The organism is Rhodococcus sp. NPDC056743, from assembly GCF_042790355.1.
Classification (GTDB): Bacteria; Actinomycetota; Actinomycetes; order Mycobacteriales; family Mycobacteriaceae; genus Rhodococcus_F.
The window spans coordinates 549,043-575,703 of the sequence record NZ_JBHTZI010000001.1 but is presented as its reverse complement, the minus strand read 5'-3'; the positions used below and the strand labels follow the sequence as shown (position 1 = coordinate 575,703).

General features: G+C 61.4%; 27 protein-coding genes. 16 read left to right on the top strand and 11 right to left on the bottom strand.

Features of this window, described 5'->3' with window-relative positions; genetic code table 11:
• Nucleotides 1-255 precede the first annotated feature (255 nt).
• The 6 genes from ACFRFQ_RS02475 to ACFRFQ_RS02450 are packed head-to-tail and all read left to right on the top strand — an operon-like array spanning nt 256 to nt 4,869.
• Nucleotides 256-840, top strand: coding sequence for an alternate-type signal peptide domain-containing protein (locus ACFRFQ_RS02475; RefSeq protein ID WP_378652665.1), 585 nt, complete (start codon nt 256-258; stop codon nt 838-840).
• A gap of 12 nt (nt 841-852) precedes the next feature.
• Complete coding sequence (locus ACFRFQ_RS02470) at nt 853-1,437, top strand: hypothetical protein (RefSeq protein WP_378652663.1); 585 nt, start codon at nt 853-855, stop codon at nt 1,435-1,437.
• 11 nt (nt 1,438-1,448) lie between these two features.
• On the top strand, nt 1,449-2,117 hold the full coding sequence (locus ACFRFQ_RS02465) for a signal peptidase I (protein WP_378652660.1): 669 nt from the start codon (nt 1,449-1,451) through the stop codon (nt 2,115-2,117).
• A gap of 25 nt (nt 2,118-2,142) precedes the next feature.
• Nucleotides 2,143-2,712 (top strand): SipW-dependent-type signal peptide-containing protein, encoded by a 570-nt coding sequence (locus ACFRFQ_RS02460; protein ID WP_378652658.1) that lies wholly within the window; start codon nt 2,143-2,145, stop codon nt 2,710-2,712.
• 7 nt (nt 2,713-2,719) lie between these two features.
• The gene (locus tag ACFRFQ_RS02455) at nt 2,720-4,318 is read left to right on the top strand and encodes a signal peptidase I (RefSeq protein WP_378652655.1); all 1,599 of its coding nucleotides are present in this window, start codon (nt 2,720-2,722) and stop codon (nt 4,316-4,318) included.
• On the top strand, nt 4,315-4,869 hold the full coding sequence (locus tag ACFRFQ_RS02450) for an alternate-type signal peptide domain-containing protein (RefSeq protein ID WP_378652652.1): 555 nt from the start codon (nt 4,315-4,317) through the stop codon (nt 4,867-4,869). Before ACFRFQ_RS02455 ends, ACFRFQ_RS02450 begins: the two co-directional genes overlap by 4 nt.
• A gap of 61 nt (nt 4,870-4,930) precedes the next feature.
• Here the strand turns inward: ACFRFQ_RS02450 and ACFRFQ_RS02445 are convergent, their stop codons facing one another.
• The 3 genes from ACFRFQ_RS02445 to ACFRFQ_RS02435 are packed head-to-tail and all read right to left on the bottom strand — an operon-like array spanning nt 4,931 to nt 7,034.
• On the bottom strand, nt 4,931-6,154 hold the full coding sequence (locus ACFRFQ_RS02445) for an O-succinylhomoserine sulfhydrylase (RefSeq protein ID WP_378652649.1): 1,224 nt from the start codon (nt 6,152-6,154) through the stop codon (nt 4,931-4,933).
• Nucleotides 6,151-6,570 (bottom strand): rhodanese-like domain-containing protein, encoded by a 420-nt coding sequence (locus tag ACFRFQ_RS02440; protein ID WP_138873359.1) that lies wholly within the window; start codon nt 6,568-6,570, stop codon nt 6,151-6,153. Before ACFRFQ_RS02440 ends, ACFRFQ_RS02445 begins: the two co-directional genes overlap by 4 nt.
• A 38-nt stretch (nt 6,571-6,608) precedes the next feature.
• Nucleotides 6,609-7,034, bottom strand: coding sequence for a hypothetical protein (locus tag ACFRFQ_RS02435; RefSeq protein WP_378652647.1), 426 nt, complete (start codon nt 7,032-7,034; stop codon nt 6,609-6,611).
• 231 nt (nt 7,035-7,265) lie between these two features.
• Between ACFRFQ_RS02435 and ACFRFQ_RS02430 the strand changes: the two genes are divergently transcribed.
• Together ACFRFQ_RS02430 and ACFRFQ_RS02425 are read left to right on the top strand one after the other, a co-directional pair.
• Complete coding sequence (locus ACFRFQ_RS02430) at nt 7,266-8,660, top strand: FAD-dependent oxidoreductase (RefSeq protein ID WP_378652644.1); 1,395 nt, start codon at nt 7,266-7,268, stop codon at nt 8,658-8,660.
• A gap of 120 nt (nt 8,661-8,780) precedes the next feature.
• Nucleotides 8,781-9,668 carry an amidohydrolase family protein gene (locus ACFRFQ_RS02425; RefSeq protein ID WP_378653510.1) on the top strand — a complete coding sequence of 296 codons (888 nt, stop codon included), beginning with the start codon at nt 8,781-8,783 and terminating at the stop codon, nt 9,666-9,668.
• On the opposite strand, the gene ACFRFQ_RS02420 is transcribed toward ACFRFQ_RS02425, so the two are convergent.
• The 5 genes from ACFRFQ_RS02420 to ACFRFQ_RS02400 all read right to left on the bottom strand — a co-directional run bounded on the left by ACFRFQ_RS02420 (nt 9,572) and on the right by ACFRFQ_RS02400 (nt 13,945).
• Nucleotides 9,572-10,054, bottom strand: a complete 483-nt coding sequence (locus tag ACFRFQ_RS02420) for a DUF456 domain-containing protein (protein WP_378652642.1) — start codon at nt 10,052-10,054, stop codon at nt 9,572-9,574. The two genes, ACFRFQ_RS02425 and ACFRFQ_RS02420, sit on opposite strands and share 97 nt — an antisense overlap.
• Entirely contained in the window at nt 10,051-11,304 is a 1,254-nt protein-coding gene (gene purT, locus ACFRFQ_RS02415) for a formate-dependent phosphoribosylglycinamide formyltransferase (protein ID WP_378652639.1), read from the bottom strand. The genes ACFRFQ_RS02420 and purT overlap by 4 nt, the downstream gene beginning before the upstream one ends.
• Before the next feature lie 63 nt (nt 11,305-11,367).
• Nucleotides 11,368-12,786, bottom strand: coding sequence for a diguanylate cyclase (locus tag ACFRFQ_RS02410; protein ID WP_378652637.1), 1,419 nt, complete (start codon nt 12,784-12,786; stop codon nt 11,368-11,370).
• A 681-nt stretch (nt 12,787-13,467) separates the two neighbouring features.
• Nucleotides 13,468-13,590 carry a hypothetical protein gene (locus ACFRFQ_RS02405; RefSeq protein WP_378652634.1) on the bottom strand — a complete coding sequence of 41 codons (123 nt, stop codon included), beginning with the start codon at nt 13,588-13,590 and terminating at the stop codon, nt 13,468-13,470.
• 232 nt (nt 13,591-13,822) lie between these two features.
• Nucleotides 13,823-13,945: a hypothetical protein gene (locus ACFRFQ_RS02400; protein ID WP_378652631.1), complete on the bottom strand. Its 123-nt coding sequence runs from the start codon at nt 13,943-13,945 to the stop codon at nt 13,823-13,825.
• Nucleotides 13,946-14,255: 310 nt separating this feature from the next.
• Here ACFRFQ_RS02400 and ACFRFQ_RS02395 point away from each other — a divergent pair, with 310 nt between their 5' ends.
• The 3 genes from ACFRFQ_RS02395 (at nt 14,256) to ACFRFQ_RS02385 (ending at nt 19,359) form a co-directional block, all read left to right on the top strand.
• Complete coding sequence (locus tag ACFRFQ_RS02395) at nt 14,256-15,989, top strand: ABC transporter ATP-binding protein (RefSeq protein WP_378652628.1); 1,734 nt, start codon at nt 14,256-14,258, stop codon at nt 15,987-15,989.
• The gene (locus ACFRFQ_RS02390) at nt 15,986-18,151 is read left to right on the top strand and encodes an ABC transporter ATP-binding protein (RefSeq protein ID WP_378652625.1); all 2,166 of its coding nucleotides are present in this window, start codon (nt 15,986-15,988) and stop codon (nt 18,149-18,151) included. Before ACFRFQ_RS02395 ends, ACFRFQ_RS02390 begins: the two co-directional genes overlap by 4 nt.
• A 107-nt stretch (nt 18,152-18,258) precedes the next feature.
• Nucleotides 18,259-19,359 carry a CaiB/BaiF CoA transferase family protein gene (locus ACFRFQ_RS02385; protein ID WP_378652623.1) on the top strand — a complete coding sequence of 367 codons (1,101 nt, stop codon included), beginning with the start codon at nt 18,259-18,261 and terminating at the stop codon, nt 19,357-19,359.
• A 52-nt stretch (nt 19,360-19,411) separates the two neighbouring features.
• Here ACFRFQ_RS02385 and ACFRFQ_RS02380 read toward each other — a convergent pair whose 3' ends face one another.
• Together ACFRFQ_RS02380 and ACFRFQ_RS02375 are read right to left on the bottom strand one after the other, a co-directional pair.
• Complete coding sequence (locus tag ACFRFQ_RS02380; protein WP_378652620.1) at nt 19,412-20,563, bottom strand: class I SAM-dependent methyltransferase; 1,152 nt, start codon at nt 20,561-20,563, stop codon at nt 19,412-19,414.
• Between the two features lie 62 nt (nt 20,564-20,625).
• Nucleotides 20,626-22,101, bottom strand: a complete 1,476-nt coding sequence (locus ACFRFQ_RS02375) for a PLP-dependent aminotransferase family protein (RefSeq protein WP_378652617.1) — start codon at nt 22,099-22,101, stop codon at nt 20,626-20,628.
• 61 nt (nt 22,102-22,162) lie between these two features.
• Here ACFRFQ_RS02375 and ACFRFQ_RS02370 point away from each other — a divergent pair, with 61 nt between their 5' ends.
• Both ACFRFQ_RS02370 and ACFRFQ_RS02365 read left to right on the top strand, forming a co-directional pair.
• The gene (locus tag ACFRFQ_RS02370) at nt 22,163-22,393 is read left to right on the top strand and encodes a hypothetical protein (protein WP_378652615.1); all 231 of its coding nucleotides are present in this window, start codon (nt 22,163-22,165) and stop codon (nt 22,391-22,393) included.
• A gap of 48 nt (nt 22,394-22,441) precedes the next feature.
• On the top strand, nt 22,442-22,912 hold the full coding sequence (locus ACFRFQ_RS02365; RefSeq protein WP_378653507.1) for a hypothetical protein: 471 nt from the start codon (nt 22,442-22,444) through the stop codon (nt 22,910-22,912).
• 54 nt (nt 22,913-22,966) lie between these two features.
• Here ACFRFQ_RS02365 and ACFRFQ_RS02360 read toward each other — a convergent pair whose 3' ends face one another.
• A complete protein-coding gene (locus ACFRFQ_RS02360; RefSeq protein ID WP_033235650.1) occupies nt 22,967-24,256 on the bottom strand; it encodes an adenylosuccinate synthase in 1,290 nt (429 codons plus the stop codon).
• 305 nt (nt 24,257-24,561) lie between these two features.
• On the opposite strand from ACFRFQ_RS02360, the gene ACFRFQ_RS02355 reads away from it, so the two are divergent.
• The 3 genes from ACFRFQ_RS02355 (at nt 24,562) to ACFRFQ_RS02345 (ending at nt 26,584) form a co-directional block, all read left to right on the top strand.
• The gene (locus tag ACFRFQ_RS02355; protein ID WP_378653504.1) at nt 24,562-25,221 is read left to right on the top strand and encodes a hypothetical protein; all 660 of its coding nucleotides are present in this window, start codon (nt 24,562-24,564) and stop codon (nt 25,219-25,221) included.
• Nucleotides 25,218-25,988, top strand: coding sequence for a site-2 protease family protein (locus tag ACFRFQ_RS02350; protein ID WP_378652613.1), 771 nt, complete (start codon nt 25,218-25,220; stop codon nt 25,986-25,988). Before ACFRFQ_RS02355 ends, ACFRFQ_RS02350 begins: the two co-directional genes overlap by 4 nt.
• Nucleotides 25,989-26,092: 104 nt before the next feature.
• Complete coding sequence (locus tag ACFRFQ_RS02345; RefSeq protein ID WP_138869940.1) at nt 26,093-26,584, top strand: GNAT family N-acetyltransferase; 492 nt, start codon at nt 26,093-26,095, stop codon at nt 26,582-26,584.
• Nucleotides 26,585-26,661: the final 77 nt, after the last annotated feature.

Below are 26,661 nucleotides of genomic sequence, written 5' to 3'. Positions count from 1 at the left end.
GTAATTAACCAGCCACATGAATAGCGAAAAACAAAGAAGGCGGTAAACCTTTGTCGAGTTGGACAAACAGGAGGTTTCTTCAACGCTGAACTAACAAACCAGTGACAATCGCCTGGTAGGGCGGCTTTCCCCAGCTCAGACTCGCAATTTCAATTTGGGCGAAATATTCTTTTCAAAACCGGTAACGAATCGTTTGCCATGGCTGATACTCATTTCTGAACGGCCCAATTCGGACTCCCCAGAAATGAGCTCTCCATGAAAAAACAGACAAAGGGCGCAATCGCGGCAGCAGCTGCGGGCGCACTGTTACTCGGCGGCGCAGGTTCACTCGCGTATTGGAACGACAGCACGACGATCGGCGGAAACACCGTCACCGCCGGCGAGTTGCAGATCGGCGATTGCGTCGTAGCTGCAGGCACTAGTGGCTGGGCATCGACGAACCCGACCACGATTGCCATCCCCGCCGCTAACCTTGCTGCGTACAGAATCGTCCCGACCGAGGTTCTCGAGTACAACTGCACAACGTCGATCAACGCAATCGGTGATCGCCTGAACGCAGTCATCGCTGCAGACCCCGCTTCGATCACGGCTGGAACGACAGCGGCAACGGGCGCCACTGCCGGGCAACTCCTCGACAGCTCCGACGTCGTCACTACGGTCACAGTCGACGGCAGCGTCGTCGACGACGACAGCCCGCTGACTGCCGCCAACAACGGTGACGCGGTGGCCGTCACGGTTGTCATCACATTCGACAACGTGGACGATCTTGTTGCTCAGGGTGCGTCGATCAACTTGACGAATCTCGCACTCGAGATCACCCAAACAGAAATCAACCCCTGAGGCTGCGACACCGTGAGAGCTAAAGCCTGGGGGGCACTCGCAGGAGCGTCGGTCATTGTTGTGATGTTTGCATCGGCACAACAGACCGGCGCCCTGTGGCGTGCTGAGACTCCAGTGCCCGGGCTACAGATGACGGCAGACACCTTGGTATTGCGCCTTGGCGCAGATTACGCCAGTGCGACCGAGAGTTACACGCTGACCGGTTTCGGAGGCACCGCCATGAGTCTCGGTGCTTACTCACAGAAGCCCATCACCATCGTGAACCGCACTGCGATGATCATGCAATACGAACTGACTTCGGCAACTCAATCGCAACCGGAACCGAAACTCGACCTCACAGTGTGGCAGGTAGGTAGCAATGCCAACTGCCCCACAACAGGAACTCCCACCGGCACGCAGCTCTACACCGGGACTCTGACGGCAGCCAAGTACCCGTCGACTCCGCTGCCGACACCCCGACCCACTCTCTCACCGAATACGTCGTCAACGTGGTGCCTGCGAGCGACCGTCAATGCAAATGCCGCACAAGGTCAGTCGACCACAGCAACCTTGAACTTCAAGGGCACACAATCCGTTCCCCCGCGCACACAGCCGTAGTGAGGATTCTGATGGACGCAAAGCACCGCACACAACGAAGCGGGCCGATCTGGTGGATCACTTCCATTGTCAGCTGGCTGCTTCTGTTTGTCCTCAGCGCACTGATCATCGCAACAATCGTTGTTCCGTATCTTGCTGGAGCGCAGCGCTATACAGTCCTCACCGGGTCGATGTCGCCGACCTACAAGCCTGGTTCCCTGATTGTCGTCAAGGAGATAGACGCCAGCGATCTCGCGATCGGAACGCCCATCACATTTCAGTTGGAGTCCGGACAACCCACAGTTGTGACACATCGCGTCGTCGCTATCAGCGAGAACACCCGGGGCGAACGAGTTTTCACCACGCAGGGAGATGCCAACTCCATTCCGGACGACAAACCGGTGATCCCTGAACAGATCAGAGGGAAGGTCTGGTACAGCTTTCCGTTCCTCGGTTACGTGCACAGCTGGCTGACCGGTGAGCAACGCAAGATCATCCTGAGTGTTGTCGTCACCGCCCTCGCCGTCTACGCGGTCTACATGTTCATCAGCGGAACGCGTGAAAGCCGCCGAGACCGACGCGGCCGCACCGCGAATATCGACGATGTTCGGTTGGGCGATGTTCAGGTTGACGACGCTCGGATATCCGACACAGCCACCGCGTCACACAACGAAAGCACCGGACATGTCACGACACTCTGAAAATACGCCCAGTCGAGTCCGAACAATGCTCAGCAGTGCAAGGGTTCGAGCGTTACTCGCACTCGGGATGGTTCTGGGAACAGGGGCGGTCGGAACTATGGCCGCGTGGACCGACACAGCCACCGCTACCTCGGGTGCATTCACCACGGGAGCTATCGACCTCCAACTGAACGGAGCTCAAGGAAACCCCACCGCATACGCATTCACAGCACTGACGAAAACCGGTATGTCCCCGGGACAGAGCATTGCAGCCATGCTGCCAGTTCAGAACAAAGGCTCTGTGGCCTTCAACTACACCGCCAATGCAACATCGACGACATCTACCCTCGCTCCGTACCTGAAAGTCTCGACATACGGGGGAGGGACCGCAGCCAACGCCAGCAACGTCGGAACCTGCAGCGGAACGTCGATCATCGCAAATACTTCCCTCGTGAGCGGGGGTACCAGCGCAAACATCATCGGCGCCCGTCCGCTGATCGCCACCACCGGCGTCGACGACATCTGCTTTCTCGTAACGTTGGACGCCGCAGCGCCGACGACAGTCCAAGGCACCACTGTGACAGTTACATTCAACTTCACTGCAACGTCAGCGTGAGTGCGCCATGACTCGAGAGAAGAATTCACATCGACGCGGTCGCGTGCGGGACCTTGCGCTCACGATCGGCGCGTGCGCCGGAGTTCTGTGCATCGCAATCGCAGCGGCAAGCTTGTTTCTCGGGATCACACCTCTCGTATTCCGCTCCGGCTCCATGGAACCTGAGATCAGCACTGGTGCATTGGCATTCTCTCGAACGACACCCGCCGACGAAATTGCCGTCGGTGACGTTGTCAGCGTGATCAATACTCAGGGCACTCGGATTACTCACCGCGTCTACGGAATTGCGCCGCAGTCTGACGGCGTTGTCCTGACGCTGAAAGGCGACGCCAACGCCGAACCGGATGTCGAGACGTACTTCGCCACATCCGTAGATCGCATACTCTTCAGTGTCGACAAACTCGGCTACGTGGTGTCCTGGCTATCCGGACCGATCGGGGTCTTTCTCGGCGGCGTTCTCGCCGGAATCTTGTTGACGATCGCCTTCAGACCCGGCGGGCCTCGGCCGAACCGGCCTGCTCCCCCGACTGGCGAGAGCATCGAGACTGCAAATAGACACGCCTTCTCCTCACCGTCCGATACTTCTTCCGGCACAACCCGATCCAGCACGCTCGCGAAAACCGTGATTGCCGGAGTAACGCTGGTGTCCGTGTCGCTCGGCATCTCACAGACGGTGGGGACCGCGGCAGCATTTCAGGACACGGCTGCGGCCGCTTCAACCTTCTCTGTAGCCACAGCTCCACGAGTACCTAGTGTTACCTGTACAACTGTGAGCCTCTTCGGACTGGCAGCGAGCGCCACACTCACCTGGACTGCACCTGGCGGCGGCCCCTACACGTACAAGGTCATCGTTCGGCAAAACAGCCCCTCGGCCATTGCTAGCACAACGGACAACATCAACGCCCTCACCACGTCAGTAAGCGTCGGCATCCTCGGACTACTTGCTGACGGGGCGTACACGGCCGAGATATACACCAAGATCGGCTCGCTGGTGTCAACCACGTTCTTCCCCGTCCCCCTCACCGTCGGGACACTGGCCGGAACCAAGTGTGTCAAAGAAGGTGCGCAGACCGTTCCGGCCGGGTTTGCAGCTCGCCTGGCTCCCGCCGACACCCCCGCGCCAACCTCGACGACTACGCCCGCACCCACAACTACATCGGCCGGCGAAACGACACCAAACACATCGACCTCGGCTACAGAATCTTCGCCGATGCCGACTACCACCACCGAAACGACAACTACAGCAACGACCGCGCCGACCACAACCACTACTCCGCCAACCACGACCACTGCTACTACCACTGCCCCGCCGACGACGACAACGGCTGTCCCGGTGGGAGTACCGAGCGATTCGGGCAACTACTTTGCTGCGACAGATACTGATGGCACGGGCCAGTTTTTGTCGATCACCGATGCGTCGGGAACCGAGGTCTTCCGCACCGGCATCGAGCCGGGCGACACGGTGCACTGGCTCACCGGCACCGACGAATTGTGGATCCTCGAATCCAGCGGACCTCGCAAGGTCAGTCAGGTCGCGGGGCTGTGGACGTCGACGTCGCCTACCGGAGAGTTGCCCGCCGAAATTTCTGCGCTGGTGAGCAAATGAAGAAACAGCTCAAGGGTGCCCTGGCAGCAACCGCGGCGATCACCGTGCTTCTCGGTGGAAGTGGCACGCTTGCATCGTGGAACGATTCCGCAACAGTGTTGTCCAAGACGGTGACTGCCGGCACTCTATCCCTCGGACCATGCACCTTAGGACCCGGCGGACCCAATGCCACAGGATGGTTCTACCGCAACTTCGATACGGCTCCCTATACAGCGATCCCAGACATCTCGACCTTCCGAACCTTCCCCGGTCAGGACATCTATTACTCCTGCAATTCGAAGGTGTCTGCCACAGGTCCTCGCCTGCAGGCAGACGTGGTCGCACAAACCGGGACAATCGGCGGCGCACTGGCGCCGTACCTGGACGTGACCGTCTTCCTGTCCGACAGTTCCAACGCGGACATCACAGACTTCACGAGCGACTACAACGGTCAGGTCATCAACGTCGTCGTTCTTTTCCAGTTCATGCGAAGCAATGACAATGGCGGTCAGAATCAGAGCATTTCGATTCCGTCGTTCAAGCTGGTCACCCAACAGCAACCGATCGAATAACAAAAATCGCTCTGTTCGTCAGTACTGCACGAACAGAGCGATTTTGGATCTGTGCCGACAACTACCCGAGCGCCCGCTTCAGATCAGCCAGCAGATCTACAGTGTCTTCGAGGCCGACGGACAGACGAACCACGCCATCCGTAAGACCCACTGCCGCACGGCCTTCCGGACCCATGGCCCGATGAGTGGTGGTAGCGGGATGGGTGATCAAAGATTTGGAGTCACCGAGGTTGTTGGAGATATCGATGACCTCGAGTCCGTTGAGAACCTCGAACGCCCGCTTCTTGCCGTCGCCGTCGGGAGCATTGAGCTCGAAGGTGACAACTGTTCCGCCGCCGCTCATTTGAGACTTCGCGAGCTCGTGCTGCGGGTGCGAGGTCAGGTACGGATACTTCACCCACTTGACGCCGGGGTGCGCTTCCAGGAATTCGGCGATCTCGAGGGCCGATGCCACGGAATGCCGAATGCGAACGGGCATGGTCTCTAGCCCCTTGAGCAGAGTCCACGCATTGAACGGGCTGAGCGCAGGTCCGGTGTGCCGCATCAACTCTCGGACGGGACCGCTGATGTATTCCTCGGTTCCGAGGATCGCGCCGCCGAGAACACGACCCTGACCGTCGATGTGCTTGGTTCCGGAGTACACGACGACGTCGGCACCCAAATCGAAGCTGCGCTGCAGGAGCGGCGTCGCGAAGACGTTGTCCAGCACCACCTTTGCACCGGCGGCATGCGCAAGTTCGGAGACGCGTCGTACGTCCACCAAAGACTGCATCGGGTTGGACGGGGTTTCGAAGAACACCGCCGTGGTGGGCACCGAGAGCGCTTCTTCCCACTGCGCGTTGTCTTCGCCGTCGACAAAAACGACCTCGACTCCCCAGCGCGGGAGGATTTCGTTGCACACCACAAAGCAGGAACCGAAGAGACTGCGCGCGGCGACCAACCGGTCTCCGTTGCCCAACAACGCGCCCAATGCCGTGAATACAGCCGACATTCCGCTGGCCGTCGCAAAGCACGCTTCCGCACCCTCGATGAGACGCAGACGCTCTTCGAACATCTTGACCGTCGGATTGCCGTAGCGGGAATAGACAAAATGGTCTACTTCACCGGTGAAGGCCTGTTCGGCGGCTTCTGCACTCTCGTAGACAAATCCGGAGTTGAGGAACAGCGCTTCGGAGGTTTCTTCGAAGCCCGTTCGCATCAATCCACCGCGAACACCGAGTGTGCCGAGACCGACGTCGTCCGGCAACGCCCGTTGAAATGCGCCGCCCTGGGGAATTCCGCTCACTGCTGCCTCCACGGCAGGCCGATGGCCCGCCAACCTACAACTCCACGATGTCCGTCGGCGTCCAAGCCGCCTTCGAACCCGTCGAGCACGTTGTACGACGGACCGATGCCCGCCGCTGTCGCACTTTCTGCAGCCCCGATCGATCGCTGACCGGATCGACACAGGAAGATCACGGGTTTCCCGGACCCAGGAACAACACCGGATTCCTTCAACTCGTCGATGAAGTTGTCGTTGCGTGCACCGTTCGGGTAGCTCACCCATTCGATCTGCACAGCCGAGTTGCCGAGGGAGGTGACATCGGGGATACCGACGTACTTCCACTCAGCGTCGGTGCGCACGTCAACGAGCACTGCTTCGGGGTTTTCGCGGAGCAGCTCCCAGGCTTGCTCCGGCGTCAGATCGCCTGCGTAACTCACGTTGTCCATGTTTTCACAAGACCGGATTGTGTGGGCGATCAGGTGCAGATATTCCAGCTGTCGCCGTCGCGTGTGAGCGTCCAGACCTCGACACGCTGATCCTGGCCGCCGCCGGAGAGCCGAACGTCGGTGGTAGCGCGGTCACCACTGATGGAGGACTGGTTGATGCCCTGCATCTCGACGTCACCTTCGGAATCGGCGAGCGGCCCGGTCTTCGGATCGAAGTTCGCGCAGGTCAGGCTCTGCAGCGTCTTGGTGTCGTTTTCGTTGTGAGCGGCGACGTAGTCCGCAACCACACGGCTGATGCGGTCCTCAGCGGTAACGTTTTCGTCGGCCGGCGACAGCCAGGACGAGACGAAGATTCCGCCGAGGATCAGCGCGACAATTGCCACTGCCAGGATGAACGGCCCCGCTGAGGCTCTCTTGGTTTCGGAGTTGCCGGAATCGTCACGCTGGTCAGTCATGAATCCAATAGTCCCCCACAAACTCAGCTTGTGGCCCGTCAAGTGACGGACCCCTACCGCTTCGAACCGCACTTGCAGGAGAATTAACAGAAAGAAACGGTTTACCGGCGCCCGTTCGAGTGAAAAGGTGAACCGGGCCGAACCGCAAACACTCCACGGTGCTTAGGTTCGGCTAAATTGGATACTTGTCGATACGTTGTCCGAACTTCGAAGAAGGTAGCTGTCTTTACGATGACTGACTCCAACCGCCCACTCCGGGTCGCGATCGTCGGCGCCGGCCCCGCCGGCATCTACGCCGCCGATGCCCTCATGAAGTCCGATACCGCAGTCTCCGGCCGCGGTGTCAGCATCGACCTCTTCGAGCGCATGCCAGCGCCCTTCGGTCTCATCCGCTACGGCGTCGCACCCGATCATCCGCGCATCAAGGGCATCATCACCGCCCTGCACAAGGTTCTCGACAAGCCGCAGGTTCGCCTCCTCGGCAACATCGACTACGGCACCGACATCACCCTCGACGACCTGCAGTCGTTCTACGACGCCGTCATCTTCTCCACCGGCGCCAACGCGGACCGCGCGCTCGGCATCCCGGGCATCGACCTCGACGGCAGCTACGGCGCCGCCGACTTCGTCTCCTGGTACGACGGCCATCCCGACGTCCCCCGCGAATGGCCCCTCACTGCGGAGAAGGTTGCCGTCCTCGGCGTCGGCAACGTCGCCCTCGACATCGCGCGCGTCCTCGCCAAGACCGGCGACGAACTGCTCCCCACCGAGATTCCTGCCAACGTCTACGAGGGCCTCAAGAACAACAAGGCCGTCGAGGTCCACGTCTTCGGACGACGCGGCCCCGCGCAGGCCAAGTTCACGCCGCTCGAACTGCGTGAACTCGACCATTCCCCCACCATCGAGGTCATCGTCGACCCCGAGGACATCGACTACGACGAGGGCTCCGAGCAGGCTCGACGCAACTCCAAGCAGGTCGACATGGTCGCGAACACCCTGCAGGACTGGGCAATCCGCGACGTCGGAAACCGCCCGCACAAGCTGTTCCTGCACTTCTTCGAATCCCCCACCGAGGTTCTCGGTGAAGACGGCAAGGTTGTCGGCCTGCGCACCGAGCGCACAGCACTCGACGGCACCGGCAACGTCAAGGGCACCGGCACCTACAAGGACTGGGACGTCCAGGCCGTGTACCGCGCGGTCGGCTACCTGTCGCAGAACGTCACTCAGCTGCCCTTCGACGACCAGGCCGGAACCGTCCCCAACGACGCCGGGCGCGTTGTCGCCGACGACACCGCCGAAGGCGCGGCCCGGTTCATGCCGGCCACCTACGTCACCGGCTGGATCAAGCGCGGCCCCGTCGGCCTCATCGGCCACACCAAGGGTGACGCCAACGAAACCGTCGCGAATCTGCTCGAGGACTCGGCCACCTTCACCGGCGCCGCACACCCCGACGAGAACGCCGTCATCGAATTCCTCGAAGGCAAGCAGGTGCCGTACACGACGTGGCAGGGCTGGTATCGCCTCGACGCGCACGAGCGCAGCCTCGGCGAGCCCGAAGGCCGCGAGCGCATCAAGGTTGTCGAACGCCACGACATGCTGAAGGCCTCGGAACCAGAGAAGGCCTAAACACCAGGTAGAACAGACCGATCGGCCCGATATGACCGAAATTACTCCCAGGAGCGATCCAGGTCACATCGGGCCGATCGTCTGTTCGAGGTCATAGTGACAGCGTGCAAAATGAATGACGTGTTTGACGCCCATGTTCACATCATCGACCCGCGCTTTCCGCTGGTCGAGAATCACGGCTACCTGCCCGAGCCGTTCACCGTCCCCGACTACCGGTCCAGGGTGGCGGCGCTCGAAGGGCTGAGTGTGGACGGCGGAGCCGTGGTGACGGCGTCGTACCAGGGCACTGATCAGGAGTACCTCAAAACTGCACTCGCGGAACTCGGCCCCGGCTGGGTTGGCGTCACGGCACTCGGTGACGACGTCAGCGACAAAGAGATAGTCGACCTCGACGCGCTCGGTGTTCGCGCAGTCCGATTCAATCTCCGACGCGGTGCAACGGATCTGCGTCAACTCGCCGATCTGGCCAACCGGGCTTTCGATCTGGTCGGCTGGCACGCCGAGTTCTACGTCGACGCGACCCTACTTCTCTCGCTCGAGCCGGTATTTGCAAAGCTGCCGGCCGTGTCGATCGACCACCTGGGCATGTCGACGCGCGGTCTGCCGTACCTCCTCAATCTGGTAGATCGCGGAGTGCGAGTCAAAGCCACCGGATTCGGACGCACCACCATCTCCGATGTCGGCGATGTGCTCCGTCAGATCCACGCCGTCAATCCTCAGGCACTGATGTTCGGCACCGACCTGCCCGGAACCCGCGCCCGCCGGGCCTTCGAGATCCACGACCTCGACGTGATCGCGGACGCCGTCGGGGACGACCTTCCGGCGGTAATGGGTGGCAACGCCCGAGCGTGGTATCGCTGTGAACGGGCCAGTTCTTATCCCAAAACGAGCGCTCACACGAAAACGACTGTTCACACGAAAATGACTGCGCCCAACCAGAGCCCCGCGGCGACCAGCGCACCGAACAACTCGACCACCATCGACAACCCCACTGCTTTCACCGCGTGAAGCGTCGATGCCCACGCGATGTTGACGTTACGCAAGCGCGCTAGTTCAGCGACGTACGTTCCCATGATGAAACCGAGAAACAGACCCACCACCGGAACGACAAAAAATCCGATGATGCCGACGATCCCGCCCACCATCACGGACAGGTTCGGCACTCCCCCGGCCCGCATTCGCTGACCGGGCCACGTGTACTTCACTACGCCGGTGACCACCAGGGCCAATGCCGCCAACGCGAACACCGTCCACGCGGTCGCGCCACCGGTCATCAACGCCCACACCAGAATTGCTGCCGCGATGAGCAACGTTCCCGGAATGATCGGCACAACCACGCCGACCAGCCCGATCAGAATCGCCAACCCGACAACAACTTCCGCAGCCGGACTCATCCGACGGGGCGAACCTTCGACGCCGCTTCGCGTGCACGAGAGCGAGCAGTATCGACATCTGCGGCAGCGGAGACGGCAACGCCCATCCGTCGACGCGTGAAACTTTCCGGCTTACCGAACAGCCGAAGATCGGTCTCGGGAACCGCGAGAGCCTCTGCGACGCCGTCGAATCCGATCGCCTGCGCTTCGACACCGCCGTAGATGACAGCTGAAGCCCCCGGTGAGGTGAGCGTCGTGTCGACCGGGAGTCCCAGGATGGCGCGGGCGTGCAATTCGAATTCGGAGAGCCGCTGGGTGCGCAGCGTGACCAGGCCGGTGTCATGCGGACGTGGGCTCACCTCGGAGAAGTACACGTTGTCGCCCTTGACGAACAACTCGACGCCGAAGATTCCGCGACCGCCGAGCGCCGATGTGACTTTCTCGGACACCTCGCGAGCGGCCGCGAGGGCGAGCGCCGACATCTGCTGCGGTTGCCAGGATTCGACGTAATCTCCCGACTGCTGCAGGTGACCGATAGGTTCACAGAACGACGTTTCGACCTCGCCGCTACTGCCGACTGCCCGAACCGTCAATAGTGTTATCTCGTAATCGAAATCGACAAAACCCTCGACGATGACCCGGCCACGATTGACACGCCCACCGGCCATCGCGTAATCCCACGCTGCCGCAAGTTCATCGGCAGTACGCACCGTCGACTGCCCTTTGCCCGAGGACGACATGACGGGCTTGATCACGCACGGGAATCCGGTGAGTTCGGTGGCAGCGCGAACCTCCTCGAGTGAATCCGCGAACGCATACGGCGAGGTGGGCAAGCCCAATTCCTCGGCCGCAAGCCGCCGGATACCTTCCCGGTTCATGGTCAACTGTGTTGCCCTGGCCGTGGGAATGACTACGGTCTCACCTCGTGCTTCGACGACGGCCAGCGCGTCGGTCGCGATTGCCTCGATCTCGGGCACCACAAAATGCGGCTTCTCGAGTTCGATCACCGCCAATAGTGCATCGGGATCGGTCATGTCGACGGTGTGTGCCCGGTGTGCAACCTGATGCCCGGGTGCGTTCGGGTACCGATCCACCGCGATGACCTCGACACCCAATCGCTGCAACGCGATGACAACTTCCTTGCCCAGTTCACCGGATCCCAACACCATCACTCTGATCGCGTTCTCGGTGAGCGGTGTGCCGAAACGGAGCGGAAGCACGGAAGGGTGCGACGGTGCTGAAGGGTGCGACGGCGTTGAATCAGGCTGCATGGCTGCGACTATATGCCAATCCCGATGCAGGTCAGCGTGTCTGAAAGGACGCGATGACGGAACTCACGCGGTTCTGGTGATCCGCTCGGGCACGACGCCACTGACGTTCTGGGCTTTCACGACATTTCGGCCTGCGCGCTTGGCTTCGTACAGGGCTGCGTCGGCGGAGGCCATCAGCGATGCCAAGGTGGGCGTCGCGTCATCTGTCCAGGCCAGTCCGACACTGACAGTACTGTCATGCCCGGATCGTGCCGAGTCGTGGACCTGAGCATGTCGGATCTCTTCGGCAACTTCGGTTGCACGGGCGAAACCGGAACCGGCGAGCAAGACTGCGAACTCCTCACCGCCGAGTCGACCGACCAGATCGGCATCGGAGAGTCGTTCTGTCATGCGCGCACCGAAATCAGCGAGAACACTGTCGCCGACCATGTGCCCGTACGTGTCGTTGACGGCTTTGAAATGGTCGAGATCGAGCATCAGCAATCCGACAGGCAACGCCGTCTGCGTTGCGTGTTGTAGTCGTTCTTCGGCTTGACGGAGGAAAGGCCCGCGCGAGAGAACCCCGGTGAGGCTGTCGTATTCGACGGCGCGGAACAACTCACGCTCGGCGGCCCGGCGCTCCTGCGTCGCGCACGCCACGGCAATGGGGCCCAACGCAACCAGAGTGACCGCTATGGACGTGATCACCGCCTCGTTCACATTTGCGTCACCCTGTTCCCCGAGTGCCAACCTGCCGGCGTCGGCCATCATGAGCGACCACACCGACCACACTGCCGAAACCAACGCCGTACTCGGAACCGAGATCCGGGTAGCGCACCACAACAGCGCGGGAATGGGAAGAAGAAGCGCAATCGGCCCTTCGATGCTGAGCGCGATCGGCATACAGGCTGCGGTAACCAGTAACGGGACCGCCATGGCCAGAACTGCCCTGACAGTCGTCTTACTCCGGATCTCCGCAATGCTCGACGGAATTGTCATGGACAGAATCAGTGGCAGCACCAGCAGATAGGCCATGAACTCCGTGCTGCCCCAGTGAACAAGCGTGCCGGCAAACGAGTCACCGCGAAAGACCCAATCCATCAGCCCGGCCGCTGTCGCGGTCACACAAGCACTGAGCCCGGAGACGACCACCATCCACATCAGAGACTGCGAATCGACCAGGCGGAACGGAGTTCGTTTGAGGAAGTGGAGCAGGAATACACCAACCGTAATCCCGATCAGGTTTGCACCGTTCAATTGAATTGCCATCGAAACGGTGTTGCCGGTCAGCAGATCGGCGCTCACATAGGCGAGGCCGGCGGCAATCCACGTGGGCCACTCGATCAGAACCGGCCACCTCACCATCATTCCCAGCAGCAACGCGTTTGCGCACCAGAACGTCGCGAGCAGTCCTGGCGGTCGGGTGAGAATTCCGATGAGTGCGGCAAGCAGGACAACGACAAAGACAACGAGCAGCCGCGTTATTCGACCCATTCTCGCCATTTGTCACCTCACCGTCGCTCCAGAAAAGGCGTGTCGGGCGACTGCCGAATCTTATCGTCACGTTCACACCACATTGCCCTCTGACCGATGACGTGGTCAGAGGGCAATGCGAAGTGACCGACCATCACAGTACCGAGCACTCGGCACCTGATAGGTCTTGTTCAGCGGTTGGTCTTATTCAGCAGATCCGCTGGATCCCGAAGATCCCGAGTCGCCCGCGAGCGAAGAGGTGTCTACCGACTTGAGGAAAACGCCGAGTGCTGTGAGCAGGGGTCCGAGTGCGCTGAGTGATCCGAACATAGGAGTTCTCCTGGTGCGTAGAGGTGATGTGAAATGTTCAGCGACGCTTCGGCCGCAGGCGGTGACCGAAACAGTCTGGGAACTCATGCCGCTCAGGGGTGAAATACGCTGTCGCCCCCTGCAGCATCCCGTGCTGTGATGCAGCGCACTAATTGGCGCTGACAGCATTTATAGACCGCAGGAGAGCGCTTGTCCAGCTATCACATGGCTACTAGCCAGTACTTGAAGTAACACCATTCACTAAAACTGCAGTTCACAAGCATAATCAAACGGACATTCGAACATGATTTGTGATGTACATCACAGCTTGAATGCAGAAAGTGTGACTCACAGTCAATTGTGAGCCACACTTTCGGACAAACGGGACTTACTTCTCAGGAATTACTTTTCAGCAGCCGAGCCGGTTCCCGGAGTGAGCGAGCCACCACCGATGGCCGTGAGCAGGTCCTCGAGGACCGGGAACAGATTCTTGATGACGGCGCTGAACTCTTCTTGCGAACCCATGTCGGTTCCTCTTTTCTCAGAAATGCAGTTGATGGATCGGAAAGGCCGGAGAAATCTACTCGGCGGCCGAACCGGTGGAACCCGACGAGTCTGCCGATCCCGCATTCACCTTGGTCACCAAGGCGAGAAGACTCTTGAGGAAAGCGTCGAGATTCTGGATCGAGGTCATATGACAACTCCTGTGTCGTTGCGAAAGCTGCGTTGTTGCGAAAGATTGCCGTGCACGCGAACGTCAGGAGTTCGAACTGGCGGAATCAAGCCCCTGGATGGTCTTGAGCATGTTCACCAGCGGAAGGAGCTTGAGAAGTCCCCAGCCCATACCGTTTGCCTCGAGAAGGTTTTCGACTGATCCCATTACTGAGCTCCTTGCGTGAGATTTATGACGCGGCGCACATTTGGTCGCCACGAGCCTTTGTAGTCATACGAAATACAGACGTCCAGTTTGTTTAAGGACAAAGACTCGCGTGACAGATTGACATGATCTGTAAAGGTCCAGATCAAGACATGTGATTCGAACTCAACTTCAAATTGAGATGTGATCGAGATCACAGTCGAAAGAGACAAAGCGCCGCAAAGGTAAGAGTCGGTGCCCGCGCCGACCACGATCTGTCATACCGTGTGCATGTGATCAATCCTGAACGCGTGGCAACCAGATCGGGATCGCCGTGTTAGCAAAGCTGCTCAAGGCGTACCTGCCGCCGTACCGTTGGTTGCTCGCGGGAGTGCTGGCGCTGCAACTGTTCGGTGCCATCGCGTCGCTGATCCTGCCGACCCTGAATGCCCGGATCATCGACGACGGCGTCGCCCGCGGTGATACCGGATTCATCATGTCCACCGGCGGAATCATGCTGTTGGTCTCGTTGGCGTCGATCATCGCCTCGGTCGCGTCGACGTATCTGGCGGCAAAGTCCTCGATGGGCTTCGGCCACGACGTCCGGGCCGCCGTCTACAAGGCTGTCGGCACTTTCTCCGACCGTGAATTCGCCGGTTTCGGCGCCCCCACCTTGATCACCAGAAACACCAACGACGTCCTCCAGATCCAGACGCTGGTGATGCTGACGTCGTCGATGCTCGTCAGCGCACCGCTCATGTGCATCGGTGGCATAGTCATGGCGCTCCGCGAGAATCTGCAAATGTCGTGGCTCCTGACCATTTCGGTGCCGCTCCTGGGCATCACCGTCGCGGTGGTCGTCGCCCGCCTCATTCCGCACTTCCGGACCATGCAGGCTCGCATCGACAAGATCAACCGCGCACTTCGCGAGCAGCTCACCGGTATGCGTGTGATTCGCGCATTTGTCCGCGAACCCGACGAAACCATGCGTTTCGACCAGGCAAACAAGGAATTGACCGACACCGCGCTGCTCATCGGCCGATACCAAGCCGTTCTCCTGCCGACGGTCATGCTGATCGCGAACCTGACCGGCGTTGCAGTCATGTGGTTCGGCGCTCACCTCGTCGACACCGGTGACATGCAGATCGGACAGATCAGCGCGTTCCTCGCGTACGTCATGCAGATTCTGATGTCCGTCGTGATGGCAACAATGTTGGCCGTCGTGATTCCGCGGGCCGCCGTCTGCGCCGACCGCATCACCGAGGTGATCGACACGGAGCCATCGGTGCCGGCGCCGTCTCAACCGCTTCGCCCTACCAACCCCTACGGCGTCGTCGAATTCGGTGGAGCCGGATTCAGCTACCCCGGTGCCGACACTCCGGTTCTGAGCGGTGTGACGATGCGATGTCTACCCGGAACCGTCACCGCGATCGTCGGCAGCACCGGCAGCGGAAAATCCACCCTCGTCTCTCTCATCCCCCGACTGTTCGACGTCACCGCCGGTGCGGTTCTGATCGACGGACTCGACGTTCGCGGCTGGGATCAGGACGAACTCTTCACCAATTTCGGGTACGTCCCGCAAAAGACCTACCTGTTCGCCGGCACTGTCGCCACCAACATCCGGTACGGAAATCCGTCGGCCACCGATGACGACATCTGGGCGGCACTCGCCGTCGCGCAAGCCGACGGCTTCGTCCGGGAACTTCCGCAGGGACTGGACTCCCCGATAGCCCAAGGTGGCTCGAATCTCTCCGGCGGCCAGCGGCAGCGCTTGGCCATCGCCCGAGCCGTCGTCCGCCGACCGCGGATCTACATCTTCGACGATTCCTTCTCAGCCCTCGACATGCATACCGACGCGGCCGTTCGCGCTGCACTGCGCGCCATCACGACGAACAGCACCGTCATCGTCGTCGCGCAACGCGTGTCTTCGATCATCGACGCCGACCAGATCATGGTTCTCGAGGACGGCGCTCCCGTCGGACTCGGCGACCACAACTTCCTGCTGGCCAATTGCCCGACATACCAAGAGATCGTGGCCTCCCAGATCCCCGCGGAGATGAGCGCATGACCATTCCGCAAGGTCCCGGTTTCGGTCCGGGCAGTCGCCAGTACTTCGACGACGCTCCTACCGTCGTCTTTGCCAAGATCCCCGCGGAGCCGGACACAGCGCAGCCTGCCGAAACTGCGCCCCAGTACGGTCCAGCGCAGGCCGGTCCAGGTCAGGCAGAACCATCGCAGTCCGGGCCCCCGCCTGCCGGTCCCCCACCCGTCGAACCACCCCCTGGCGACGAGCCAAAGCCCGACGCCCCGGCACCGAAGCCTGCATCCACCACACCGGCGACCAAACCGAAGCAGTTCAAAGCCACGATGAAACGGCTGCTCGGCCTGCTGAAGCCACACAAGGTCGCGGTGTTCGTCGTAGTGCTCGCGACGATCGGCAGTATCTCGCTGTCCGTCGCGGTCCCGAAGATCCTGGGCCACGTCACCGACCTCATCTTCGCCGGGTTCATCGGCAAGAGCCTGCCGGCCGGCATCAGTCGTGACGAAGCCGCCGAAGCGATTCGCGCATCCGGTAATTCGACCTTCGCGGATCTGGTTCAGAACTCGGCCGACGTCGTCCCCGGTGTCGGACTGAACTTCGACGCCATCGGCAAGGTCATCGTCATCGCCATCGGTGTGTACCTGATGGCGTCACTGCTCGCCTGGGTGGAAGCGTTCCTGCTCAACATCATCGTGCAGAAAACGATCTACAAGTTGCGTGCGGAGGTCGAAGCAAAAATTCACCGGCTGCCGTTGCCGTACTTCGACAAGACGCCTCGCGGTGAAGTTCTCAGCCGCGTCACCAATGACATCGACAACGTCTCGTCGACCCTGTCCCAAACTCTGACGTCGCTGCTGACCGCGGTGCTGACAGTCATCGGTGTCCTCACCATGATGTTCGTCATCTCGCCGATGCTCTCGCTCATCGCGCTCATCGCCGTTCCCGTATCGGTCGTGTTGGTGGCCCGTGTCGCCAAGCGCGCGCAGGTCCTGTTCAAAGCGCAGTGGGAAGAGACCGGCAAGATCAACGCACAGATCGAAGAGACCTACAGCGGTCGCGATCTGGTGCGCGTCTACGGGCATCAGACCGAAGCCGAGCGCGAATTCGCGGTGCAGAACAAGAAGCTTCTCGACGCATCGTTCGGCGCCCAGTTCCTGTCCAGTCTGATCATGCCCGTCATGAACTTCGTCGGAAACATCACCTACGTGCTGCTCGCCGTGGTGGGTGCCCTGAAGGTGGCCAGCGGCAACATGTCGCTCGGCGACGTCCAGGCCTTCATCGTCTACTCCCGTCAGTTCAGCTCACCGCTCACCCAGATCGCCTCGATGTCGTCGAGCCTGCAGTCCGGCGCCGCGTCGGCGGAACGCGTCTTCGAACTGCTCGACGAAACCGAGCAGACTCCGGACATCGCGAACCCCGTCCTACCCGAGCAGGCCGGCCGCCATCGCACCGTTGGCACGGTCGTGTTCGAGAACGTCTCGTTCCGGTACGACAAGGACGTCCCTCTCATCGAGAACGTCAATCTCACTGCCGAATCCGGACAGACCGTTGCCATCGTCGGCCCGACCGGCGCAGGCAAGACGACGTTGGTGAACCTCATCATGAGGTTCTACGAAGTCGACTCCGGCCGGATCACGATCGACGACGTCGACATCGCACACATGCGGCGCGCCGACCTCCGCGCGCACGTCGGCATGGTTCTGCAGGACACGTGGCTGTTCGGCGGCACCATCCGCGAGAACATCGCCTACGGGCGAACCGGCGCCAGCGAAGCCGAGATCCAAGCCGCAGCCCGCGCCTCGTTCGCTGACCGCTTCATCCACACCCTGCCCGACGGCTACGACACCGTGCTCGACGAGGAAGCGTCCAACATCAGTTCGGGCGAGAAGCAGCTCATCACCATCGCCCGAGCCTTCCTGTCCGAGCCCTCGCTGCTGATTCTCGACGAGGCGACCAGCTCGGTCGACACTCGCACGGAACAGCTTGTCCAACACGCCATGTCAGCACTGCGGGTCGGCCGCACAAGCTTCATCATCGCGCACCGACTGTCCACGATTCGCAATGCCGATCTGATCGTGGTCATGGAGGCAGGCCAGATCGTCGAGCAAGGCACCCACGATCAGCTCATCGCCCATGGCGGTGCGTACTTCCGTCTCTACAACGCCCAGTTCGAGGGCGCCGCCGTCTAGTGATCGACGACTCCCTCAGTAGACACAGTGCCCCGGAGCACACCTGATCGATCCGACAGGTTACCGTCGGGTCACAAGTGTTGTCACCGTCTGAATTGGGAGTTCGTGTGTCTGCAGAAACTGTGGAGAAGAAGGGCCCGCTCGCGGGCATTCGGATCGTGGAATTCGCTGGATTGGGACCGGGACCGCACGCGGCGACTCTTCTCGCCGACATGGGCGCCGACATCGTCATCGTGCAGCGCGCAGGCCAGATCCCACAGGACGCCAACGCCTCCGACCAGATCAAGCGCGGCCGCCGCGTCGTCGAAGCCAACCTGAAGGATCCGGCCGACGTCGCCAAGGTGCTCGATCTGCTCGAGCGGGCCGACGTCCTCATCGAAGGTTTCCGCCCCGGCGTCATGGAACGCATGGGTCTCGGACCCGACGTGGTCTCGGAGCGCAATCCTCGGCTCGTCTACGGCCGCATGACGGGTTGGGGCCAGGAAGGCCCCCTCGCCAACGCAGCCGGACACGACATCAACTACATCTCCCTCACCGGCGTCCTCAACGCCATCGGTCGCAAGGGTGAGCGTCCCGTCCCGCCGCTCAACATGGTCGGCGACTTCGGTGGAGGCTCCATGTTCCTGATCTTCGGCATCCTCTCCGCTCTGGTCGAGCGTTCGGTCTCCGGCAAGGGTCAGGTAGTCGACGCCGCCATGGTCGACGGCACCCTCGCCCTGTCCCACATGATGTGGGCCTTCCGCGGCCGCGGCGTCTGGTCCGACGAGCGTGGCGTCAACCTCCTCGACACCGGCGCCCCCTTCTACGACACCTACGAGACCTCCGACGGCAAGTACATGGCCGTCGGTTCCATCGAGCCACAGTTCTACGCACTGCTCCTCGAAGGCCTCGAACTGGACCCGTCGACGCTTCCCCATCAGATGGATTCCAGCAAGTGGGACGACATGAAGGCGCTCTTCACCGAGAAGTTCCTGTCCAAGTCGCGCGACGAGTGGGCCAAGATCTTCCTCGGCACCGACGCCTGCGTCTCGCCGGTCCTGACCTTCGCCGAGGCACCGTCGAACGAGCACATCGCAGCGCGCGGCTCGCTCCTCGACATCGACGGCGTCACCCAGCACGCTCCGGCGCCGCGTTTCTCCCGTACCCCGGCAGGAGTACCGGCCGCACCGGCACGTGAGGCAACGGATATCGACACGGTCTGGACCTAGGTTGCTGTGCGCCTTTATTAACCGTCCGCGGTTAACAAAGGCGCACAGTGCGTCAGCCCAATCGATAGAACCGCAAGAACTCGTGCTCGATCGGCAGCACATCCACTCTTTCGAAACCTGCTGCCAGAGCGAAACTTTCGAGGGTCGACTTACGCATGACCGTCCCCGTCCCGACGCTCCCCGGGTGCGAGAGACTATCCGGCAGGCAGCAAGTCAGCGAGTACCCGTAAAGCAGTTGCTCCACCTGCCCGGCGCCTGGATCGAAAGAACTCGCAGTGCGCTCGTCCATGACGATCACCGGCGCGCCGGGACGCGCGATCGACCGGGCGGTGGACAGAAACCCGACCGGGTCCGGCACGTCGTGCAGACACTCGAACGCAAAAACAGCGTCGTAGGTGCCCGACTCCACCCGCTCCTGCTCGGGAGCCTGACCGGCCACGTCGACCAACGAGAAATGCACACGCTCGTCTACGCCGTAGTCGCTCGCATGCCGACGCGCCGCAGCCACCGACGCCGCGTCCACGTCGAAGCCATGGACCTCGACTTTCGGGTATCCGATGGCCAGTGCCACAGATGACCATCCCTCCCCCATCCCCAGATCCGCGACCTTCGCCCCGTCCGTCAACGTGGTGTGCAAATCCGGAATGGTCGGCAGAAACTCCTGACACAACTGGCGCAGGAACATCGGGCGGTTCAGCAGCGCTTGCCCCTCACGGGCATCCACTCCCATCGACTCCCAGGTCACCCCGCCGCCGTGGCGGTACGCGTCGAGCAGTCTCGGCATCGATGTTGTTGTCGCCACGAACAGTCGGGCCATCGGCGCCACGTACAGCAGGCTGTCCGGATCTACGAGTACCGCGGCATGCGCTGCGGACAAGGTATATCGGCGGTCGGCATCCGTATCGACGTCCAGATACCCGGCCACAGCCTGCTGTTCGAGCCATTCACGGGCGTACCGTTCCACGGTTGCGGTCCGATCGGCCAGTTCCGTCGACGTGAGGGGTCCGAAGTCGGCCAGGGCGCGATACCAGCCGAGCCGATCGCCGAGGTAGATCGCTTGCAGTTCTGCCGCACCGATCGCAGCCGCGAACACTCGCTCCGCCAAGACCTCCGAGGTGCTGACGTCCTCCGATTCGCTGACACCTTCTGCGCCGGTTCCCCCTGCGCCTGCTCCCTCTGCATTGACTCCCTCGACGGTTGCCATCGAAACCTCCTGGATTCACCTTCGTTTCCAGGTGGGTACCCCAGCGAGCGCAGGCTAGCCGCTCAGACGACGACGAGGCGCTGGTCTGCAGCATCCCGATCGGTGGCAAGGGTGTCGTATGCAGCGGCGATGGACGCAACGCCCCGGATCAGATCTTCCGACGACCGGGCGTACGGCACGCGGATGAACCGCTCGAAAGCACCTTCGACGCCAAATCTCGGGCCGGCTGCGAGAAGCACTCCGAAGTTGGGCGCCACCGCCGCCAAGGCCGTCGACACGGGTGCCGACATGCGCATCCACACCGACATTCCGCCCGAGCCGATGGTGGGACGCCAGTCCGGGAGCCGCTCGGCTACCGCGTCGAGCAGAACCGATCGTTGCTCACGGAGCACCGCGCGACGCTCGTCGAGCAGCGAGTGGTCGTCGGCGAGAAGATACGCCGCGGCAAGCTGATCCATCACTGGAGTACCGAGGTCGACAGCCGCGCGAGCGCCCACCAACTGTGTGATCAATGCCGGATCGGCCCGAATCCAGCCGACGCGCAAGCCACCCCACAGCGACTTCGCGGTGGAACCGAGGGTCACGACATCCGTCTTGGCGGCGCCGCGGCCGTGCGCTGCCACCGGCGCGGGCGGCGGCGCATCGAGCCACAGGTCCACCATGGTCTCGTCGACAACAAGCGTCATCCGCGTCTCGTGTGCGATCTTGGCAAGTTCCGCGCGGCCGGCGGAATCCATGCACAGTCCCGTCGGATTGTGAAAGTCGGGAATCAGGTAGGCCATGCGTGCCGCGGTTTGCCTTGCGGCACTGCGGATTCCTTCGAGATCCCAGGCTCCGGCGGCGGCAAACTCCGGACGGACCGGAACCGGGACAGGTCTGGCTCCGTTGCGCCGAATCGCTTCCAGCGCATTGGGATACGTGGGGTGATCCACCAGCACCCGTTCACCGGGAGAAGTGAGCACCGACAACAACAACCGCAAAGCATGCTGGGCGCCGGAGGTCACCATGATCTGCTCGGGCGTTGTAGGTAGACCACGTTCCGTGTAACGACGGGCAATGACATCTCGCAGCTCACCGATGCCGATCGGCTCCATACCGTGCGTGGGCAGGAACTGTGGAAGTGACTCCAGCGCAGACGCATACGCCTGTTGCACCTGCTCCGCCGGAGCAGCCATCGCGGCATAGCTGAGATCGACGACGGCACCACTCGGTCCGGGTTGGTGCTGGCGGAACATCAGGCCGTTCGGCCGAGCGCCGGCCGGCAACGCGACGGTACTGCGTGAACCCTGACGGCTGATCAGATACCCCTCGTCCCGCAGAACCGAGTACGACGACGTGATCGTGGTTCGACTCAGTTCGAGCACGGTTGCGAGTTCACGCTCACTCGGCAGAGCCACGCCCAGTGGCACCCGCCCGTCGTGCACGAGCAGGCGAATACCGTCGGCGAGCGCACGGTAGGCGGGACGCCGTCCCGATTCCTCCTGCCAGGACCCAAGATCACGCGCGAGGGAACGGGCACCGAGAACTCGAGTCATCATGCGGTCCAGTATCGAGCACTTGGCTATGTAATTCAATACCAGTGGACCTGATGATGGGTTCATGACTACCTTCGCAACGCTTATCGGCATCGGACTCTTTGTAGCCGTCGTGTACTTTTTTGCGCCGGCAGAAGGTGAAGGTACGTACATTCGAGTGGAACAGTTTCGCCTGGCAGCACCCCTCGGCGGCATCTTCGGCGAGGTCGGCGAACGGTCCGGGACCAACTCTGTCGGACCCCCGTGCAATTGTGATGAGGGGGAAGAATTCATTGATCTCAGTCCAGTTCGATAAAACTGGACTCTTTCTGCTCGAAGAAAGGCACTCATGCCTGAATCCAAGATGTCTGGTTCCAAGAAGATTCTCTATATCGACCTCGACAACACGCTGGTCAACTTCCAGTCCGGTATCGATCGTCTTACCGACAACGTGCGCAGGAAATTCGAAAACGACCTCGACGAGGCCCCACACATCTTTTCTCGAATGGATCCCCTCGACGGCGCGATCGAGGCGTACCACCAGCTTGCGCAGCAGTTCGACACCTACATCCTGTCGACTGCGCCCTGGAAGAACGCCACCGCGTGGCACGACAAGGTCTTGTGGGTCCAGGAACACCTCGGACTGGAGGAAGGCAGCGTCGCGTACAAGCGGTTGATCCTCTCGCACCACAAGCACCTCAACCGAGGCGACTTCCTCGTCGACGATCGCGGCGCCAACGGCGCAGACAAGTTCGAGGGCGAGTGGATCCAGTTCGGCACCACCGACTTTCCCGACTGGACGGCCGTCACCGAGCATTTGGCGAAGCGCGCCTGAAACACGAAATCCCCGCGCCTGTTTGAAAGGAACGGGGATTTCGACAAACAATCTCTAGCGGATGACCTCGCGGCGAACGATCGTCTCGTCGCGACCCGGACCGACACCGATGCAGGACATGAACGCACCCGACAATTCTTCGAGGCGAAGCACGTAGTTCTGCGCCGCCTGCGGAAGTTCCTCGAACGTGCGCGCCTTCGAGATGTCCTCGGACCAACCCGGCATCTCTTCGTAGATGGGCTTGGCGTGGTGAATGTCAGTCTGCGACATCGGCATTTCGTCGTGGCGGACACCGTCGACGTCGTAAGCGACACAAATCGGGACCGTCTCGAGACTGCTGAGCACGTCGAGCTTGGTCAGGAAGTAATCGGTAATGCCGTTGACGCGCGTTGCGTAGCGGGCGATCACGGCGTCGAACCAGCCGGTGCGGCGGCCACGACCGGTGGTGACACCGACCTCGCCACCCTTGTCGGCCAGGTACACACCGAACTCGTCGAACAGTTCTGTCGGGAACGGGCCCGAGCCGACGCGTGTGGTGTACGCCTTCAGGATTCCGAGAACGGTGGTGATCTTGGTGGGGCCGATGCCCGAACCAACCGCTGCGCCACCGGAAGTGGGGTTGGACGACGTCACGTACGGGTATGTGCCGTGGTCGACGTCGAGCAGTGTTCCCTGTGAACCCTCGAGCAGGACGGTCTCGCCGCGCTCGAGAGCGAGGTTGAGTTCGAGTCGCGTGTCCGAGATGCGATGCTTGAAACCCTCGGCCTGCGTCAGAACTTCTTCGACCACCTGCTGGGGATCAAGCGCCTTGCGGTTGTAGATCTTGACCAGCACCTGGTTCTTGAATTCGAGTGCCGCCTCGACCTTCTGAGTCAGGATCTTCTCGTCCAGAACATCCGCTGCGCGCACGCCGACGCGAGCGATCTTGTCCTGGTAGCACGGGCCGATTCCGCGACCGGTGGTGCCGATCTTCTTGGCCCCGAGGAAGCGCTCGGTGACCTTGTCGATGGCCACGTGGTACGGCATGATCAGGTGCGCATCGGCGGAAAGCAGCAGGCGGGACGTGTCCACGCCGCGCGATTCCAGGCCCGCGAGCTCGGTGAGCAGCACTCCCGGATCCACCACGACGCCGTTTCCGATGACGTTGGTGACGGCCGGTGTGAGGATTCCGGACGGGATGAGGTGCAGTGCGAATTTTTCACCGTTCGGCAGAACTACGGTGTGTCCGGCATTGTTGCCGCCCTGGTATCGCACGACCCACTGAAGCTGCTCGCCCAGTAGATCTGTAGCTTTGCCCTTACCTTCGTCGCCCCACTGGGCGCCGATCAGGACGATTGCCGGCATGACGTTGTCTCCTACGGTCGACGTGCAGCAGTTGTCCCGCCGCATTGGTACTGCCTGTATCCGCGCACTCTTGTGCAGCCGAGCTGTTGCAGTGACCGAAGGAGAAGTCTAGCCCAGAGCGCAGGATCAAACCCTTCGGTCCAGAAATCGGCTCGTTGTTGTCGCAGTTGTCGGCCGGTACCCGACGTCGCATTAGGATCGTGGTCTGCAATTCTGACGACTGTTCCCCAGCCAGGTGAGCGGTGTCGGTGGTGCGACCACCGCCGACAAAGTCTTGATCGAGCTAGGAGCGCGCGTTGACCCCCGTGGTACTCAGATGTGGCGATTCACCAGTGCCTCTCCCGTTGGGCGAGGTCACGTCGTTCGCGCTGCCGGAGGTGCCCGAAAAAGATGACTTCAGCGAGGTCGTGGCACAACTGAAGGTCGTCTCCGTTCCCCGCTTGATAGTGGTCGGCACGGACGCGGCGTTTGCTGCTGTACTGACGCGATTGATGCGTCTCGAACTGTTGGACGTCGAACTTGCCTACGTCACGGAGAATCGGTCGGACGCCACCGATGCCTACAAGCTGTCCACGGGCGCAAAAGCTGCCCGCGCAGCACTCAAAGGCACCACGCACGTCGTGCCGTTGATCCGCGACGACGCTGGGATAGCGTTGGTCGGTGCTGCCACGATCACCGGGCCCGGCGGGACCGAGGAATTGGTCGGAGAGGCGTACGTGGACGACAACAAACTCTTCTCGGGAACTGTGCCGGGCGTTCGGATAGTTCCCAGCCCCAAGCTGCCGGGCATCCGGGCATCCGTCGATCGCCGCAGTCGCTGGGCGGGACGGCGATGGCTGGAAGGTCGAGCTGTCCAACTGGGAGCGCCCGCTGCCCACCTCGTGCGCGACGGAATTCCGAACCCCCGGGACCTCAAACGGTCGACGTTCTACCGCCACGACAAGACCTGGTTGTTGGTCCGGTGAGAACCGGCGCTGCGAGGTCAGCAGTGCGGCCGAGCCCTGTCTTCTTCGGGGTCGTGGCTGTCACTGTTCTCGGCGGCGTTGTTGCCTGGAATTCCGAAATGGGTTCCGTGTCCGGCCGGGCCGCGGTTTTTGTTCTTGTTGTGGCCGGTTGGGTGGTGACTCTCTGTCTTCACGAGTTTGCGCACGCCTTTCTCGCGTGGCGCCACGGCGACACCGACGTCGCGGCTCGTGGATACCTGACGCTCAATCCGTTGAAGTACAGCCATCCTTTGCTCTCGATCGGACTCCCGGTGTTGTTCATCGCGATGGGCGGTATCGGCCTACCCGGCGGTGCTGTCTATCTGCGCACCGGGATGTTCACACCCAAGGTCCAGGCCCGCATCTCCCTGGCGGGTCCGGCAACCAACGCCCTCGCTGCCATAGTCCTGCTTATCGTCATACGTACGTATGGATCCGGAACCGAACATCTGACATTTTGGGCAGGGTTGAGTTTCCTCGCGTTCCTGCAGGTGATGGCCACTGTCCTCAACCTGTTGCCGGTTCCAGGACTCGACGGCTACGGCGCCGTCGAACCGTTCCTGAAACCCTCGACCCGCGCCCAACTCGACCAGTTCAAACCGTATGGATTACTCCTACTTGTCGCGATTCTCTTCGTCCCTCAGATCCAGGTGATCTTTTTCGACACGATCTATTGGATCTTCGAGCTCAGCGGGGTATCCCGGTACTACGCGGCGGTCGGCAATTCGTTGATGCGTTTCTGGACGTAGCGAGATCCGGACGTGACCCAGATCGCACCCTTCCGAACTATGGCGAACGACGACATGAGAACCTGACATTTCGGTCTATTACTTTTTTCACAGGAGCACCACTGATGATTTCGGCGTCGATAGAGTGCGGCAATTCGGTCTACACCATCCGAAAGGCAGAGCTTCGCGACGTAGGTACCCTGGTGGACCTTCTGGCCGACGACCCCATCGGTTCCACTCGTGAAACAACCAACCCCGACGCACGGACGATCTACGAAAAAGCATTCGAGAAAATCGATGCCGACGACGCACACCTCCTACTTGTCGTCGCCACGGCCGACGACAACGTGATCGGTACCGTGCAACTGACCTTCATCCCCGGACTGAGCCGGATGGGCGCAACGCGGATGCAGATCGAAGCCGTCCGGGTGCACGAGGATCACCGCAGCCAGGGTATCGGGAGCGCGATGCTGCGGTGGGCGTGTGAAGAAGGTGCCCGGCGCGGCGCGTTCCTCGCTCAACTCACCTCCGACCAGACGCGTACCGAAGCTCACGAGTTCTACGAACGCCTCGGCTTTGTCGCCTCACACATCGGGTTCAAGAAGTCATTGAGCTAGTGCATGGGTGTGGGCTTCGCATCGTCTTAGCTGGTGATGCGAAGCCTTCACGCGGTACGTGGTTCCGGCAGAGCCGG